This window comes from Sphingomonas adhaesiva (genome assembly GCF_036946125.1).
Classification (GTDB): Bacteria; Pseudomonadota; Alphaproteobacteria; order Sphingomonadales; family Sphingomonadaceae; genus Sphingomonas; species Sphingomonas adhaesiva_A.
In genome coordinates this window covers 221,661-238,626 of record NZ_JAQIJT010000002.1, presented here as the reverse complement: position 1 = coordinate 238,626, position 16,966 = coordinate 221,661, and the positions used below count along the sequence as shown (strand labels likewise).

The 16,966-nt window shown below is 71.2% G+C and carries 15 protein-coding genes; 3 read left to right on the top strand and 12 right to left on the bottom strand.

The annotated features are described in order from the left end of the window. Positions 1-25 precede the first annotated feature (25 nt). Both def and recR read right to left on the bottom strand, forming a co-directional pair. Positions 26-559 (bottom strand): peptide deformylase, encoded by a 534-nt coding sequence (gene def / locus PGN23_RS07610; RefSeq protein ID WP_335302295.1) that lies wholly within the window; start codon positions 557-559, stop codon positions 26-28. Positions 560-569: 10 nt separating this feature from the next. Further along, the gene (recR, locus tag PGN23_RS07605) at positions 570-1,166 is read right to left on the bottom strand and encodes a recombination mediator RecR (RefSeq protein WP_335302294.1); all 597 of its coding nucleotides are present in this window, start codon (positions 1,164-1,166) and stop codon (positions 570-572) included. Positions 1,167-1,219: 53 nt separating this feature from the next. Here recR and fmt point away from each other — a divergent pair, with 53 nt between their 5' ends. Continuing rightward, positions 1,220-2,128: a methionyl-tRNA formyltransferase gene (gene fmt / locus PGN23_RS07600; RefSeq protein ID WP_335302293.1), complete on the top strand. Its 909-nt coding sequence runs from the start codon at positions 1,220-1,222 to the stop codon at positions 2,126-2,128. After that, positions 2,125-2,862 carry a tRNA pseudouridine(38-40) synthase TruA gene (truA, locus tag PGN23_RS07595; protein WP_335302292.1) on the top strand — a complete coding sequence of 246 codons (738 nt, stop codon included), beginning with the start codon at positions 2,125-2,127 and terminating at the stop codon, positions 2,860-2,862. The genes fmt and truA overlap by 4 nt, the downstream gene beginning before the upstream one ends. Here truA and PGN23_RS07590 read toward each other — a convergent pair. The 10 genes from PGN23_RS07590 to dapA form a co-directional block, all read right to left on the bottom strand. Then, positions 2,852-4,021 (bottom strand): class I SAM-dependent RNA methyltransferase, encoded by a 1,170-nt coding sequence (locus PGN23_RS07590; RefSeq protein WP_335302291.1) that lies wholly within the window; start codon positions 4,019-4,021, stop codon positions 2,852-2,854. The genes truA and PGN23_RS07590 overlap by 11 nt on opposite strands. Continuing rightward, entirely contained in the window at positions 4,018-5,388 is a 1,371-nt protein-coding gene (locus PGN23_RS07585) for an NAD(P)H-hydrate dehydratase (protein ID WP_335302290.1), read from the bottom strand. Before PGN23_RS07585 ends, PGN23_RS07590 begins: the two co-directional genes overlap by 4 nt. Beyond that, the gene (locus tag PGN23_RS07580; RefSeq protein ID WP_335304545.1) at positions 5,385-5,747 is read right to left on the bottom strand and encodes a hypothetical protein; all 363 of its coding nucleotides are present in this window, start codon (positions 5,745-5,747) and stop codon (positions 5,385-5,387) included. Before PGN23_RS07580 ends, PGN23_RS07585 begins: the two co-directional genes overlap by 4 nt. A gap of 100 nt (positions 5,748-5,847) precedes the next feature. Beyond that, entirely contained in the window at positions 5,848-7,569 is a 1,722-nt protein-coding gene (gene ilvD / locus PGN23_RS07575; RefSeq protein WP_335302289.1) for a dihydroxy-acid dehydratase, read from the bottom strand. Positions 7,570-7,657: 88 nt separating this feature from the next. Then, positions 7,658-8,005 carry a response regulator gene (locus tag PGN23_RS07570; protein ID WP_335302288.1) on the bottom strand — a complete coding sequence of 116 codons (348 nt, stop codon included), beginning with the start codon at positions 8,003-8,005 and terminating at the stop codon, positions 7,658-7,660. 54 nt (positions 8,006-8,059) lie between these two features. Then, positions 8,060-10,465, bottom strand: a complete 2,406-nt coding sequence (locus PGN23_RS07565; RefSeq protein ID WP_335302287.1) for an ATP-binding protein — start codon at positions 10,463-10,465, stop codon at positions 8,060-8,062. Next, positions 10,466-12,493 (bottom strand): M13 family metallopeptidase, encoded by a 2,028-nt coding sequence (locus tag PGN23_RS07560; RefSeq protein ID WP_335302286.1) that lies wholly within the window; start codon positions 12,491-12,493, stop codon positions 10,466-10,468. It lies immediately after the preceding gene. Between the two features lie 298 nt (positions 12,494-12,791). Next, complete coding sequence (locus PGN23_RS07555) at positions 12,792-13,340, bottom strand: DUF2062 domain-containing protein (protein WP_443019751.1); 549 nt, start codon at positions 13,338-13,340, stop codon at positions 12,792-12,794. A gap of 1 nt (position 13,341) precedes the next feature. Beyond that, entirely contained in the window at positions 13,342-13,824 is a 483-nt protein-coding gene (gene smpB / locus PGN23_RS07550; protein WP_335302285.1) for an SsrA-binding protein SmpB, read from the bottom strand. 145 nt (positions 13,825-13,969) lie between these two features. Further along, entirely contained in the window at positions 13,970-14,851 is an 882-nt protein-coding gene (gene dapA, locus PGN23_RS07545) for a 4-hydroxy-tetrahydrodipicolinate synthase (RefSeq protein WP_335302284.1), read from the bottom strand. Positions 14,852-14,982: 131 nt separating this feature from the next. Here dapA and PGN23_RS07540 point away from each other — a divergent pair, with 131 nt between their 5' ends. Further along, positions 14,983-16,926, top strand: a complete 1,944-nt coding sequence (locus PGN23_RS07540) for a lytic transglycosylase domain-containing protein (RefSeq protein WP_335304543.1) — start codon at positions 14,983-14,985, stop codon at positions 16,924-16,926. The last annotated feature ends 40 nt before the right edge of the window (positions 16,927-16,966 follow it).

Below are 16,966 nucleotides of genomic sequence, written 5' to 3'. Positions count from 1 at the left end.
ATCGCCGCGCAACCCCGACGTCGCGTCACCCCAGCTTGCGCAACTTGTCCAGCTTCTTCATCAACATGCCGCGCTTCAACCGCGAGATGTGGTCGATGAACAGCACGCCGTTCAGATGGTCGATCTCATGCTGCATGCAGGTCGACAGCAGCCCGTCGAACTCCTCCTCGTGCCGCTGCCCCTGCGTGTCCAGCCACGTCACGCGGCACCGCGCCGGGCGCGTCACCTCGGCATATTGCTCGGGGATCGACAGGCAGCCCTCGTTATAGGTCGACAGCTCGTCGCTAACCGACACGATCTCGGGGTTGATGTACGAGCGCGGATCGCGCGCGGCTTCCCTGGGGGCACCCTCCTCGACCTCGCGGTCCTGCAGGTCGATGACGACGATGCGGCGCATGATCCCCACCTGCACCGCGGCGAGGCCGATGCCGTGCGCGTCGTACATCGTGTCGAACATGTCGGCGACGATGCCGCGCACCTCGTCGTCCACCTCCGCGACCGGGGCGGCGGTTTCGCGCAGGCGCGCGTCGGGGACTTCTACGATCGGGAGGATGGCCATGCCCGCGCCCCTAAACGACCGGACGCCGCGCCCGCAAGGCCTGCGCCAGCGTCCCCTCGTCCAGATAGTCGAGCTCGCCCCCCACCGGCAGGCCGTGCGCCAGCTGGGTGAGGCGCACCGGATGCTTCTCCAGCCGCTCGGCGAGATAATGGGCGGTGGTCTGCCCCTCCAGCGTGGCGTTCATCGCCAGCACCACCTCGTCCACCGCACCGTCCGCGACGCGCGTCAGCAGCGAGTCGATCGCCAGATCCTCCGGGCGCACGCCCTCCAGCGCGGACAGCCGCCCGCCCAGCACGTGGAACCGCCCCGGAAACAGCCGCCCGCGCTCCAGCGCCCACAGGTCGCTGACATCCTCCACCACGCACAGGCTGCGCGGGTCGCGGCGCGGGTCGGCACAGATCGCGCAAGGATCGGTGGTATCGACGTTTCCGCAGGTCGAACAGGTGGAGAGCCGCTCCTCCACCGCGGTCAGCGCGGCGCGCAAGGGGGCCAGCGCCGCCTCGCGCTTCTTGACCAGATGCAGCACCGCGCGCCGGGCCGACCGCGGGCCGAAGCCGGGAAGCCGCGCCAGCGCGCTGGTCAGCGCCTCGATCTCGGGGGAAGCCATGGCAGAACAGATAGGGGGTTGCGCCGCGCCCCGCCAGCGTCGAAGCGGACGCGATGCGGATCATCTTCATGGGAACGCCCGAGTTCGCGGTGCCGACGCTGGAGGCGCTGGTGGCGGCGGGGCACGAGGTCGTCGCGGCCTATACCCAGCCACCACGCCCCGGCGGGCGACGCGGGCGCGAGCCGGTAGCCTCGCCGGTGCAACGGCGCGCGGAAAGCCACGGGATTCCCGTGCGATCGCCGGTGTCGTTCCGCGAGGACGGCGCGATGGAGGCGTTCGCCGCGCTGGACGCGGATGTTGCCATTGTTGCCGCCTATGGCCTGATCCTGCCGCAGCCGGTGCTGGAGGCGCCGCGGCTGGGATGCATCAACGTCCATGGCTCGCTGCTGCCGCGGTGGCGGGGCGCGGCGCCGATCCAGCGCGCGATCCTGGCGGGGGACGCGGAGACGGGCGTCGGCATCATGCAGATGGAGCGCGGGCTGGATACGGGGCCGGTAAGGCTGGAAGACCGCACCCCGATCGGGCGCAAGACCGCGGGCGAGCTGACCGTGGAACTCGCCGATATGGGGGCACGGTTGTTGGCGGAAGTGCTCACCGATGTGGATCGTTACCCACCGCAAGCGCAGCCCGACGAAGGCGTCACCTATGCCGCCAAGATCGACAAGGCCGAGGCGCGGCTGCGCTTCGACGGCACGGCCGACGAGGCGGAGCGCGCGGTGCGCGCGTTCAACCCCGCACCCGGCGCCCATGTCGAGATCGCGGGCGAGCGCTTCCGCATCCATGCCGCGGAGGTCGTGGCGGGCAGCGGTTCGGCGGGCGAGGTGCTGGACGACCGGCTGACGATCGCGTGCGCGGGGGGCGGCGCGCTGCGCCCGACGTCGATCCAGCGTGCCGGGCGCGGCGTGATGACCGCCGCCGAGCTGCTGCGCGGCTTTCCGGTCGCGCCCGGCACGATCCTGTGACGCGGTTCGCGCTGACGGTGGAATATGACGGCCGCCCGTTCATGGGCTGGCAGCGGCAGGCGCACGGCCCCAGCGTCCAGCAGGCGATCGAGGAAGCGGTGGCGACGATCACCGGCGAGGCGGTCGTCTGCCACGCCGCGGGACGCACCGATGCGGGGGTCCATGCGCTGGGGATGCGCGCGCATGTCGAGATCGCCAAGCCGATCGACGCCTTCCGACTGATGGAGGCGCTCAATGCACGATTGCGTCCGGCCCCGGTCGCCGTGCTGGCGTGCGAGGAGGTGCCCGACGACTGGCACGCGCGGTTCAGCTGTCTGGCGCGCGCCTACGAATATCGTATCGCCAACCGCCGCGCGCCGCTGACGTTCGAGAAGGGGCTGGCGTGGCAGGTGCCGCAGCCGCTCGATGCGGCGGCGATGCACGCGGCGGCGCAGCGGCTGGTCGGGCGGCACGATTTCACCACCTTCCGCTCGGCGCATTGCCAGTCCGCCAGCCCGTTGAAATCGATCGACCGCATGGCGGTCACGCGCGAGGGCGACCGCGTCACGGTGCGCGTCGCGGCGCGCTCGTTCCTGCATCATCAGGTGCGCTCGATGGTCGGGTGCCTCGCGCTGGTCGGCATGGGGCGCTGGTCGGCGGACGATCTGGGCGACGCGCTGGCCGCCGCCGATCGCGCGCGGCTGGGGCTCAACGCGCCGCCCGACGGGCTGTTCTTCGTCGGCGCTACCTACTGAAGCGCGACGCCAGCTCGACATGCGTCGACCAGCGGAACTGGCCGACCGGCTGGATCCAGTCGAGGCGGTAGCCGCCCTCCACCAGCATCTTCGCATCGCGCGCGAAGCTGCTGGGATTGCACGAGACATAGGCGATCACCGGCGACGTCGACGCGGCCAGCTGCACCGCCTGCTCGCGCGCACCCGCGCGGGGCGGATCGAGGACGATCGCGCCGAAGCGGTCGAGCTCGGCGGTGGTGAGCGGACGGCGGAACAGGTCGCGATGCTCGGTGAAGACGGGGCGCTGCGCGCGCGCCGCGGCGGCCTTCAGCGCCATGATCGCGTCGCGCGCGCCCTCCGCGGCATAGACGCGGCCGGGAAGCGCGAGCGCGAAGGTGCCGAGCCCCGCGAACAGATCGGCGACGACGCCCGCGCCGGCGACCGCCTCGCGCACCGCCGCGACCAGCGCCGCCTCCCCCTCGCGCGTGGCTTGCAGGAAGGCGCCGTGCGGCAAGGGCACCGGCACGCCGCCGAGCGTGATGGTCGCGGCATCGGGCTCCCACCGCGTCTCCGGCGAGGCACCGTCGTCGAAGGCGATGCGCGCGACCCGATGCTCTTGCGCGAAGGCGGTGATCGCCTCGTGCGCGGCGAGGCCATCGGGCGCGATGCCGATGATGAGCACGTCCGCGCCCTGATCCGCGAGCGCGAGATGCACGTCGAGCCGCCGCCGCGCCCTGAACCCGGTCAGCAGCCGCTTGAGCGGCCGGACCAGCGCGAACAGCTCGGGCGCGAGCACGTGACATTCCTGCAGGTCGATCAGCTGGTGGCTCTTCTCCGCCGCGAAGCCCAGCTTGCCGGCAGGGTCGAAGTGCAGCGTCGCGCGACGCCGCGTACGCGGCGGCGACAGCGACGGCGCGCGGATCGGCGCGGTCACGCCCTGCGCCGCCAGCGCGGAGGCGATGCGGTCGGTGATGAAGGCGGACCAGCTGTCGTCGTCGAGATGCTGCAGCTGGCACCCGCCGCACGCCGGAAAGTGGCGGCACGGCGGGGTGGCATGATGCGGGCCGGGCACCACGCTTCCGTCGTCGGCGATGGTGTCGCCGGGCGCGGCGAGCGCGACGTGGCGGCCGTCCCGGGTCACGCCGTCGCCGCGTCCGGCGATCCGTACGATCGTGCTCATCGCCCTGCCCTCGCATCCGACAGCGCGCGTGCGAGGTCGTCGGCGACGAAGGCGGCGCCGAGGCGGCGCGCCGCCTCGCCGTGCATCCACACACCCATCGCCGCGGCGTCGATCGGCGATAGGCCGCGCGCCAGCATCGCGCCGATCGCGCCCGCGAGCACGTCGCCGCTGCCCGCAGTCGACAGCCATCCGCTCGCCTCGCCCGAGACGACGACACGGCCATCGGGCGCGGCGATCACGGTGTCCGCGCCCTTGAAGACGATGGTCGCGCCGCTGCGTGCGGCGGCGGCGCGCGCCGCCTCGATCTTCGGCCCCTCCGGCGTGCCGAACAGCGCGGCGAACTCGCCCGCGTGCGGGGTCAGGATCATCGTGCCGCCACGCCGCCTCAGCCGATCTGGCGTGACCAGATGCAGCGCATCGCCGTCGATCACCAGCGCGCGATCGGTCGCGAGCACGCGCTCAACCAGCGCGCGCATGTCGTCGTCGCGCCCCAGCCCGGGTCCGATCACCAGCGCGCCGATGCGGGTGTCGCCCAACGCCGCATCGTCGAGCGGGCGGCGCACCAGCGCATGCGGCGCGCCGGGCATGGTGGCGCCGAGCAGCGCGACATATCCCGCACCGCCGTGCATCGCCGCGATCGCGGCGAGGTGCGACGCGCCGGCCATGCGCCCCTTCACGACCGATACCATCCCGCGCGTGAACTTGTGATCGTCGGGGCCCGGCGGGGCCAGGCGCATCGGTCCGTTGACGCTCGCCTGCGACGCCGTCGCGACGCCGATATCCAGCAGCCGCACCGCGCCGCATGCCGCCGCGGCGGGTTGCAGCAGATGCGCCGGCTTCACCGCGCCCAGCGCCAGCGTCACGTCGATCGACGGAACCTGGCCGAGCAGACGCCCGTCGTCGCTCGCCACGCCGCTGGGCACGTCGACCGCGATCGACAGCGTCGCCGCCTGCGTCAGCCGCGCGAGCGCCGCCGCCTCGGCATCCGCGAGCGGGCGCGACAGCCCGGTGCCGTAGAGTGCGTCGACTACCACCGGCGCGGGCACCGCGCCCGCCAGCGGTTCGACCGCGCCGGACCAGCGCGCGCGGGCGGCGATCGCCGCGGGGGAGCGCGGTTCGCCGGTCGCGGCGACGCGCACCTGCCGCCCCATCGCCGCCAGCCGTGCGGCGGCGACATAGCCGTCGCCGCCGTTGTTGCCCGGACCGCACAGGATCAGCACCGCATGGTTCGCCGCCAGCCGGTCGACCGCATGCGCCACCGCGACGCCGGCGCGCGCCATCAGCGCCTCCGCACCCTCCCCGCCGGCGGCCTCCGCGGCGCGCATTTCCGCCGCGGTCAGGATGGGCGCGCGATCGATCGGGGTCACTGTTTCACCGTTGCGGGCAGGCGATAGGTGTCATTGCCCAACGCCACCTCGATTTCATGCGGATCGACGATCGCCACGCTGGCCGGCTCCGCGCCGTCCGCCGCGGTCACGCCGCGGCCGTCCTTCGTCACCAGCAGCCGGCGGAAGCCGCCGTCGGGGTGATGGACGGTCAGCACCAGCCCGCGCTCGCTCGTCTCGCGGTCGACCATGCAGATGCGCTGGAACGCGTCCGATCCGGCGAGCGCGCACTTGATGCGGCCATCCTCCGCGGCGGCGTCGTTCTGCGCGGCCTCGACCCTGGCCAGCACCTTGGTGTCGGTGGTGCGCTCCTGACAGGCGGCGAGGAGCGGCAACAGCATCACCACCCACCCCCCGTTCGGCCTGAGCGCAGTAGAAGCACAGCCACGCCGCCCGTGGCCTTCGACTTCGCTCAGGCCGAACGGATGGGGCGCGGATCGATCAGATATCCGCGTAGACATGCCGCTCCGCCGCCGCGCCGGGGTGGGTCACCGCCCCCTGATACGCCGGACCGACGTTTTGCGCATAACGCCACAGCGCGCCCGCGCCATAGTCGTTGACGCGCCCCTGCCAGCGGATGCGGCGCTCGGCCAGCACGTCGTCGGCGACCAGCAGGTCGATCGTCCCCGCCTCGGCATCGATGCGGATCGCGTCGCCGTCCTCGACCAGCGCGATCGGGCCGCCGTCCGCCGCCTCCGGCCCGACATGGCCGATGCAGAAGCCGCGCGTCGCACCCGAGAAGCGCCCGTCGGTCAGCAGCGCGACCTTCTCCCCCATGCCCAGACCGTAGAGCGCGGCGGTGGTCGACAGCATCTCGCGCATGCCCGGGCCGCCCTTGGGCCCTTCGTAGCGGATCACGACCACCTCGCCCTCGCGGATCGAGCGGGCCTCGACCGCGGCGAAGGCGTCCTCCTCGCAATCGAAGCAGCGCGCCGGCCCCTCGAACTGGAGCCGCGCCATGCCGGCGACCTTCACGATCGCGCCATCGGGGGCCAGGCTGCCGCGCAGCCCGACGACGCCGCCGGTGGGGGTGATCGGCGCCTTCGCGTCGTAGATCACCTTCTGGTCGGGGTTCCACGTCACCTGGTCGATATTCTCGCCCAGCGTGCGCCCGGTGACGGTCAGGCAGTCGCCGTGGAGCAAGCCCTCCGCCAGCAGCGTCTTCATCAGCATGTAGACGCCGCCCGCCTCGTACATGTCCTTGGCGACGTACTTACCGCCCGGCTTCAGGTCGGCGATATAGGGGGTGGTCCTGAAGATCTCGGCGACGTCGAACAGGTCGAACGCGATCCCCGCCTCGTGCGCCATCGCGGGCAGATGGAGCGCGCCGTTGGTCGAGCCGCCGGTGGCGGCGACGATGCGCGCCGCATTCTCGAACGCGGCGCGGGTGCAGATGTCGCGCGGGCGGATGTTCCGCGCCAGCAGCTCCATCACCTGCGCGCCCGCCGCGACCGCGATCTGCTCGCGGCTGGTATAGGGTGCGGGGACCATGTTGCTGTTGGGCAGGGACAGCCCGATCGCCTCGCCGACGCAGGCCATGGTGTTGGCGGTATATTGGCCGCCGCACGCGCCGTGGCCGGGGCATGCGACCTTCTCCAGCGCGTGCACCTCGCCGATCGGGCAGGCGCCGGCGGCATATTTGCCGACCACCTCGAACACGTCGACCACGGTGACGTCGCGGTCCTGGAACCGGCCGGGCAGGATCGAGCCGCCATAGACGAAGATCGACGGCACGTTGAGCCGCAGCATCGCCATCATCATGCCGGGCAGCGACTTGTCGCACCCCGCGAAGCCGACGAGCGCGTCGTAGCAATGGCCGCGCACCGACAGCTCGACCGAATCGGCGATGACCTCGCGGCTGACCAGCGAGGACTTCATCCCCTGGTGCCCCATCGCGATGCCGTCGGTGACGGTGATCGTGTTGAAGCGGCGCGGCATGCCGCCGCCCTGCTCCACCCCGCGGCGCGCGGCATCGGCCTGCGCGTCCAGCGTGGTGTTGCACGGCGCGCTGTCGTTGCCGGCGGAGGCGAGCGCGACGAACGGACGCGCGATCTCCTCCTCGGTCAGCCCCATCGCATAATAATAGCTGCGGTGCGGGGCACGCTCGGGGCCCACCGACACGTGGCGGCTGGGCAGGCGGGACTTGTCGAAGGTGTTGGTCATGGCGCGCACGCCTATGTCGCGGAAGGGCGGGTGGGCGCAAGGATATTAGCGCCTCCGCGCTGCCCCTCCCCCGGATGCGTCGGACGGATCAGCCCAGCTGGGCCAGCGCCTTCTCCACGCCGTCCATCGTGAACGGCTTGGCCAGCCGCGGGCGGTCGCGGTGCTCGGGTGCGATCTCCTCGCCGCCGCCGCCGGTCGCGAAGACGAACGGAATATCCTTCGCCGCCAGCGCATCGGCGATGGCGAAGCTCTTCTCCCCGCCGCGCAGGTTCACGTCCAGGATCGCGGCGTCGAACTCGCCCTTCTCGACGATCGACAGCGCCGCCCCCACCGACTCCGCGGTGCCGGCATGCGCCTTGTCCAGCGCTTCCAGAAAATCCTCCAGCATCATCGCGATGAGGGGTTCGTCTTCGACCAGCAATACGCGCATCGTCATGCCCCCTGCCATAGCGCGGTTGCGCGGCGGTGCAACCGCCTCGCGCCGCTCGCGCTACGCGCCCGCCACCCCGCCCTGCGTGGAAAGGACGTCGCGCGTCGCCTCCGCCAGCTGCTGGACGGAGAACGGCTTGGGCAGGAAGGCGACATTGTCGAGGTCGATCGAGCGGCGCAGCTGCTCCTCGGCATAGCCCGACATGAACAGGATCGGGATGTTGGGATACATGCGCCGCACCGCGCGCGCGAGCGTGGGGCCGTCCATCACCGGCATCATCACGTCGGTGATGATGATCGTCGGGCGGTCGATGCCGTCGAGCAGCTCCATCGCCGCCTCGCCGTTCTCCGCCGCCAGCACGGTATAGCCCTGCCGCGCCAGCGCGCGTTCCGCGACCGCGCGGACCATGTCCTCGTCCTCGACCAGCAGGATCGTGCCGCTGCCCCACAGGTCGCCGCCGGCCTTCGCGCGGGCCGCCGGCTTCGTCGCGGCCGGGGTATCGCCGGGGGTGGCGGTGTGGACCGGCAGGTAGATGGTGAAGGTGGCACCCTGCCCCGGCTTCGAATCGGCGAAGATGTAGCCGCCCGACTGCTTCACGATGCCGTAGACCGTCGACAGCCCCAGCCCGGTGCCCTTGCCCACCTCCTTCGTCGTGAAGAACGGCTCGAAGATCTTGCTGAGCAGGTCGGGGGGGATGCCGGTGCCGGTGTCCGAAATCTCCAGCGCGGTATAGTCGCCGACCGGCATGATGTCGCTGCCGCGCCGGCGGATCTCCGCGATCGGGACCGAGCGGGTCTGGATGGTCAGCTTGCCGCCCGTCCCTTTGCTCAGCATCGCGTCGCGCGCGTTGACCGCCAGGTTGACGACCACCTGCTCCAGCTGCCCCGGATCGGCGCGCACCGCGCCCAGGTCGCGGCCGTGCTTCACCTCCATCGTCACCGTCTCGCCCATCAACCGCTTGAGCAGGTTGGACACTTCGGAGACGACGTCGGGCAGCTGCAGCACCTGCGGGCGCAGCGTCTGCTGGCGGCTGAAGGCGAGCAGCTGGCGCGTCAGGCTGGCCGCGCGGTTCGAATTGGCGCGGATCTGCTGGATGTCGTCGTAATCGCTGTCGCCGGGCGAATGGCGCATCAGCATCAGGTCGCAATGCCCGATGATCGCGGTCAGGATATTGTTGAAATCGTGCGCGACGCCGCCCGCCAGCTGGCCGACCGCCTGCATCTTCGTCGCCTGCGCCACCTCCCGCTTCAGGCGGTTTTCCTCGTTGTTGTCCTTCAGGCTCAGCAGCACCGCCGCCTCGCCCATCCCGCGCGCCGCCGCGATCGACAGCGCCACCGGCTCGTCGGGATGATCCTTCAGCCGCACCGCCAGATCGGTCGATCGCGCCGCCCCGCCCGCGAAGCGGCGGATCGCATCGGCGACCACGCCCTTGTCCTCGCGCACCACAAGGTCGCCGGGATAGACCGGAAGCTGCCCCGGCTCGACGCCCGCGGCGCGCGCGAACGCCTGGTTCATCTGCACGAAGCGGCCCTCGCGATCGACCAGCGCGACGCCGAAGGGCATCAGCATCAGCAGCCCCTCGATGTCGCCGGCCGGCCCCATCATGGAGCTGTCGACATCGACCATCACGACCAGGATCGGCGCCTCGGCATCGTCGCGCAGCGGAATCTGGAGCAGCCGCAGCGGGTTCGCATTCTCGCCCTCCGCGACGAAGCGGACGGTGTTGCCCGGCCCCTCGGTCAGGAAGCGGGCGAGATCCTCCCCCTGCAACACGCCGTCGCTGCTGCCGGTCGCGCGCGTCTTCGCCACCGCATTGGCGGCCAGCACATAGCCCTCCGCCGTCACCAGCGCGGCCATGATGCCGGAGCCGCCGAGCTGCGCGCCGAGCGATCCCTCGAGCGAGGCCGCCAGCGCCGCGGGCTGCCCCCCGGGCACGCCGACGCTGGCGAAGCGCCAGACCAGCATGTCCTGCTGCTGCCCCGCCCGGGTGATCGTCGCCTCGATCGCGCCCGCCGCACCGCGCAGCGCGATCGTGGCGCGCCCGTCGCGCCAGGCCGCGCGGCCCGCCACCGCCAGGTCGCTCGCCCCGTCGCCGGCCAGCGGCACCGACGGCGGCGTGGGGAAGCCGCCGAACAGCAGCTCGTAGCGGTCGTTGGCGCAGACCAGCCGCCCGCCGCGGTCGGTCACCGCAACCCCGTCCGTGCTCGCCTCCGCCAGATCGCGGATCAGCGCCCAGTCATGCTCGACCGACGGCTCGACCGCGGGCGCCGGGCGCAGCGCCACGACCGCGACCGCCGCCGCCACCAGCACGATCGCGGCGGCGGCGAACCCGGCCGCCACCGCGATGTCGCCGACCAGCCACAGGATCAGCCCGGCCGCCGCCGCCGCGGCCAGCACGGCCGCGGCCAGCGCGATCCGCCGCCCGTTCCTGAGCGCATCGCCCCCCTCGATCGCGCGATAGGCCATCTACCAGATCTTCACCCGTGCCGCGGGCGCCAGATACAGGCGGTCGGCGGGCACCGGGCGGTAGGCATCGTACCAGGCGTCCATGTTGCGGACGATCCACGTCCGCTGTTCGGACGGCGCATGCGGGTCGGTCAGCAACCGCTGGCGCAGGTTCGCCTCGCGGTAATTGCGCCGCCACACCTGCGCCCAGCCGAGATAGAAGCGCTGATCCGCGGAGAAACCATCGATCGCGCGCGGCTTCGCGCCCTTCAGCGAGGCGATATAGGCGTCGTGCGCCGCCGCCAGCCCGGCCAGATCGGCGGAATTCTCGCCCAGCGTCAGCGCGCCCTTCACGTGCATCCCCGGCAGGGGCTCATATGCATCGTATTGCGCGACCAGCTTCTGGCTCAGCGCCTTGAACCGCGCGACGTCGGCGTCGCTCCACCATTGCACCAGCCGGCCCTGCGCATCGTATTTTGCGCCCTGATCGTCGAAATGGTGGCTCATCTCATGCCCGATGACCGCACCGATCCCCCCGTAATTGACCGCGGCATCCGCGTTCGGATCGAAGAACGGCGGTTGCAGGATCGCCGCGGGGAAGGTGATGGCGACCAGCCCGAAATTCGCCTGCGCGTTCACGGTCATGGGGGTCATGCCCCATTCCCAGCGACGGATCGGCTGCCCCAGCCGCGACGCCATGTCGTCGTGGCGCCACTGGTTGGCGCGCAGCGCATTGCCGAAGGCGTCGCCGGTGCGGATCTCCAGACCGCCATAATCGTGCCACCGCTCGGGATAGCCGATACGCGGGACGAACGCGGCCAGCTTCGCATGCGCCTTCGCCTTGGTCGGCGTGTCCATCCACGCCAGCGTATCGATGCGACGGTTCATCGCGGCGATGATGTTGCGCACCATCTCGTCCGCCGCCGCCTTGGTCGCGGGCGGGAAGTAGCGCGCGACATAGACCTTCGCCACCTCGTCCGACAGCGCGGCGGAGGTGAAGGCGACGCCGCGCTTCCACCGGGCCGGCTGCTCCGGCGTGCCGTTCAGCACGGTGTCGAAGAAGGCGAACCGCTCGCGGTCGAACGCCGCGGGCAGCACCGCGGCGAACCCGTCCAGGCTGCGCACCAGCAACTGGTCGCGCAGGACCGCGACCGGCGTCCGCGCGATCAGCGCGGCGATGCCGGTGACGGCGCTCGGCTGCGCGACGAGCAGCGTGTCCGCGGGCGTGCGATTGGCGCGCAGGTAGGTGGCGAAATCGAACCCGGGCGCCGCGGCGGTCAGCTGCGCCAGCGTCATCTTGTTATACCGCTTGTCGGCGTCGCGGCTGTCGATGCGGGTCCAGTGAACCTTCGCGATCTCGGTTTCGAACGCCAGGATCGCGGCGGCGCGCGCCTCGGCATCCGCCTCCCCCGCCAGCGTCAGGATCTTGGCGAGATGCACCCGATACGCCGCCTTCGCCTGCGCGAGCTTCGCATCGGCGGAGAGGTAATAGTCGCGGTCGGGCATTCCGAGCCCGGCCTGACGCAGGCTGACGATATAGGTATCGGGCGCCTTGTCGTCCTGTCCGACCCCGACCGCGAACGGCACGTCGATGCCGTTGCGATCCGCCTCCGCCACCAGCGCGGCATAGCCGGCGCTGTCGCCTCCCTCTCGCAGCGCCTTCACCTTCTCCAGCCACGGCGCGATCGGCGCCAGCCCGGCGCGCTCGATCGCGGCGGTGTCCAGATAGGTGGCATAGGCACGTCCGATCTTCGTATCGGGTGCCGCCTCCAGCAGTCCGCGCGTCTGCTCGCGCGATCGGTCCTGCAACGTGTTGAACGCGCCATAGGACGCTTCGTCGGCGGGGATGGCGGTGTTCTTCGCCCAGGCGCCGTTGGCATAGGCATAGAAATCGTCGCCCGGCTTCACGCTGCGATCCATGCCGGCGGCGTCGAAGCCGAAGGTGCCGTAGGCGGGTTTGTCGGTGGCGGTCTGGGCGATGATCGCGGCGGGGATCGCGGCGCCGGCGAGAGACAGGACCATCAGGAACTTACGCGGGTACTTGGGCATCGAGATCGGCATCCTCTGGCGTTGTCCGCCCCCTCCGGATGCCGTCTCTTAGAGTGCCGATTCGGTACGCGCTAGGATGGATCGACGTCCGTCTGCCCGACCGTCACCCCGGACTTGATCCGGGGTCCCGCTTCCTTTCCGCGTCACAGAAGAAGCGGGACCCCGGCTCAGGGCGGGACCCTTGCAAAAGGCTCCCCCGTGCTCCTGCGCAGGCAGGAGCACGGCATCCGCTCGGTGCTGTTGCGCCCGTTTTGCAAAGGTGCCGCTCAAGGCCGGGGCGACGAAAGGATCGGACCACCTATTCCCGGTCGTGCCGGTGCCGCCATTTGCGTGCGATCCACATCCGCCAGCCGAGCGCGGCGATGCCGTAGCCGAGCGCGGCGGAGACCGCGGTGACGACCAGCAGCCCGACGACGAGCGGCGGCCCCGCATCCCACAGCCATTGCAGCCAGCCCGTCGCCGCCTCCGCCACCGGCTGCGCCACCGCGGGCGCGTTGGAGCGCAGCAGCCAGGCGCCGACCTGATAGGCGGCGAACAGGATGAACGGCGTCGTGAACGGGTTGGTGATGAACGTCACCAGCGCCGCCACCGGCACGTTGGCGCGGAAGGGCAGCGCGATGAGCGCCGCGATCGCGATCTGCCCCACCGGGAAGAGGATGCCGGCCACCATCCCCAGCGCGACGCCGCGCGGTACGGAACGGCGCGTGAAGCGCCACAATTCGGGCGCCAGCACGCGGTGCGCGACGGGGCGCAGCAGGCGGCTGTTCTCCATCGATTCGCGGGTCGGCAGGTTGCGCCGGCTCCACGCCGCCATCCGCTCCCATCCGGTCATCGGACGCGAGGCCACCTCACCCGTGATCCCGCAGGACGCGACCCGCCTCGCGCTTCCAGTCGCGCTCCTTGATATGCTCGCGCTTGTCGTGCGCCTTGCGCCCCTTCGCCAATGCCAGCTCCACCTTCGCGCGCCCCTGCCCGTTGAAATAGACGGTGAGCGGGACGAGCGTCATGCCCTCCCGCGCGACCGCACCGTGCAGGTTGTTTATCTCGCGCTCATGAAGCAGCAGTTTACGGGGACGCTTGGGTTCGTGGTTGAAGCGGTTGCCGTGGCTGAATTCGGGGATGTTGGAATTGACCAGCCACACCTCGTCGCCCAACACCTCGGCATAGCTTTCCGCGATCGACCCCTCGCCGAAGCGCAAGCTCTTCACCTCGGTCCCGGTCAGGACGATCCCCGCCTCGTAGGTGGTGTCGATCGCATAGTCGAACCGCGCGCGGCGGTTCTCGGCGACGACCTTCTTCTTGTCGAACGTGGTGGGTTTGGGACGCGGCATGGGGGCGATGTAGGGGCTGTCGACGCGCGGGGCAAAGGAAGATGACGCATCCGTGCTCCTGCGGACGCAGGAGCCCGGGGTCACGCGCGACGCCGTCCGTTGCCCTGCCTGGCCCTGGGTTCCGGCGTTCGCCGGAACACCTTCGCTACAGCCCCGCCGCCGCCAGCCCCGCGTCCACCGCGGCGCGGCTGGCCTCCGATGGCCAGGTCAGCGGCAGGCGCAGGCCGTCGGGGAAGCCGGGGCGGACCTTCGTCATGGCGTACTTGACCGGGCCGGGCGAGGCGTCGGTGAACAGCGCGACATGGAGCGCGAAGAGGCGGTCGTTCATTTCGCGGGCGCGCGCATAGTCGCCGGCCGCGCATGCCGCCTGAAAATCGGCGCACAGCCGCGGCGCGACGTTGGCGGTGACGGAAATGCAGCCGACGCCCCCGGTAGCGTTGTAGCCCAGCGCCATGTCGTCGTTGCCCGACAGCTGGCAGAACCCCTCGCCCAAAGCGGCGCGATGCTCCGACACGCGCTGGATCACGCCGGAGGCATCCTTCACCGCGACGAATACCTGCGGGAACGCCTGCACGATGCGGATCAGCGTCGCGGGCTGGATGTCGGTCACGGTGCGGCCGGGTACGTTGTAGAGCACGATCGGCAGCGGCGCGGCGGGGGCGAGCGCGGCGAAATGCCGGTAGATGCCCTCCTGCGAGGGGCGGTTGTAATAGGGCGGCACCATCAGCGCGGCATCGGCGCCGGCTTCCTTCGCCGCGATCAGGTTCGCCGCGGCGACGCGGGTGTCGTTCGAACCCGCCCCCGCGATCACCGGCACCCGTCCCTTCGCCTGCTCGACGCAGACGCGCACGATCGCGAACTGCTCTTCCTTGGTCAGGGTCGCCGCCTCGCCCGTCGTGCCGCAGGGCACGAGCGCGGACGACCCCTCGGCGATCTGCCACTCGATCAGATCGCGGTACGCCGTCTCGACGAAGGCCCCGTCGCCATCGAACGGGGTCACGAGCGCGGGGATGGAACCGGAAAACATGATAAGTTGCCGCTCCTGGAGCCGAAGAGAGGGGGAGGTCGTTCAGCGCAGATACGGCTAAGAAGTTTAGTCTGTCCACCGATGGTGTCCGTCGAACAGTGAAGGCAGGTGCGTTGATCCTTTTCGTTGCCATGGCGGGCGCCGCCACGATGCTGGGGCAGGCCGGCCCCACCCCCGTTCCCTATCCCGCCCCCGCCCCGACCCCGGTGGCCACCCCGCTTCCGGGGCTGGCGCAGCCGATTGCGACGTGGAAGGCGATCCAGCAGACCGAGGCGCTCCCCTTCGACACCTATGCGACGTTCCTCGCGCAGCACCCCGGCTGGCCGGGGCAGGCCGGGATCCGCCGCATCGTCGAGCGCAAGCTGGCGAGCGACCCCAACGTGTCGCCGTCGAGCGCGACCGCCTTCTGCCGCCGCTTCGCGCCGCTGACCGCCGCGGGCTGGGTCGGGTGCGCGCGCGCCTATGCGGCCACCGGCGCCACCGGGGAGGCGAATGCCGCGGCGCGGACGGCGTGGCGGCTGGGCAATCTGCCGGCGCAGGACGAGGCGACCGTGCTGAACCAGTTCGCCGCCGCGCTCTCCCCCGCGGATCACGACCGCCGCATGGATGCGCTGCTGTGGCAGGGTGCGACGGGCAGCGCGGTGCGGATGCTGGCGCTGACCAGCCCCGCCGCGCGCAGCCTGTTCGAGGTGCGGCTGGCGTTTCGCACCAACGCGGCCACCGCCTCCTCGCTGGCGGACGCGAACGACGCGATCGGTGCGCGGGACGCCGGCTATATCGCGGACAAGGCGACGTGGCTGCGGAACAGCGGCGCGTCGAACAGCGCGCGCGCGTGGCTGGCGCGCAGCCGGACGGGCATGACGCTGCCCGGCAATGTCGAGAAATTCTACGAGGTGCTGCTGACCAACGCGCGCGGCGCCGCCGCCGACAGCCAGTGGCAGACCGCCTATGACATCGCGCGCCAGATCGACGACGCCTATCCGCCCGGCACCGACGTGTCGCAGAAGGGCTATGGCGAGCGCGACGATTATACCAGCCTCGCCTGGCTGGCGGGACAGGCGGCGATGAAGATCGGCCGCCCGGCGGATGCGCGCGCCATGTTCGAGCGCTACGGCCGCGGCAGCCAGTCGCCGCAGACCCGTGCCAAGGGCTTCTACTGGGCCGCGCGCGCCGCCGAGGCCGCACGCCAGCCCGATGCGACCGCGCTGTTCGAGCGGACCGCGGGCTACCGCGATCAATATTACGGCCAGCTCGCGCTGGAGCATCTCGGCCGCCCGCTCATCGCGCCGCCCGCCCCGCCCGCGCCCGTCATCGCGCCCGCGGCGCGGCAGGCTTTCTACGCGCGCGAGACGGTGCGCGCGGCGCAATATCTGGGCGGCAGCGGCCTGTATCAGGATCAGACCGCGTTCATCCGCCAGATCGCGACCGACGCGACCAGCGATACCGACCATTACCTCGCCGACGAGCTGTCGCGGTCGCTCGCGCGCCCCGACCTGGGCGTGCTGGTCGGGCGCAGCGCGATGCAGAACGGGCTGACGGAATACAGCCGCAACGGCTTTCCCACGGTCGCGGTGCCCGCGGGGTATGAGGATCAGTGGACGCTGATCCACGCGGTGGCGCGGCAGGAAAGCCAGTTCGACCGCGCCGCGCGAAGCCCCGTGGGCGCCAGCGGATTGATGCAGCTTATGCCGGGCACCGCGCGCGAACAGGCGGGCAAGCTCGGCCTGCCCTACGATCCGGCGCGGCTGACCGGCGATACGAGCTACAACATCCAGCTGGGCTCCAGCTATTTCCAGCGCATCTTCGCGCTATACGGCAGCTATCCGCTGGCGATCGCGGCCTATAATGCCGGGCCGGGCAATGTGAACAAGTGGCTCCGCGCCAACGGCGACCCCCGCACCGGCGCGGTGGATGCCGTCGACTGGGTGGAGGCGATCCCGTTCGGCGAGACGCGCAACTACGTCCAGCGCGTGCTGGAGAATGCCGTCGTCTACGACCTGATGAACCCGCCGCGCGCGAAGAGCCGCGGGCCGAACAATCTCAGCTGGTATCTGGGGCGGTCGCGCGGGGGATGAGGTTCACGCGGAGGCGTGGAGGGTTGTTCGCGCAGAGCAC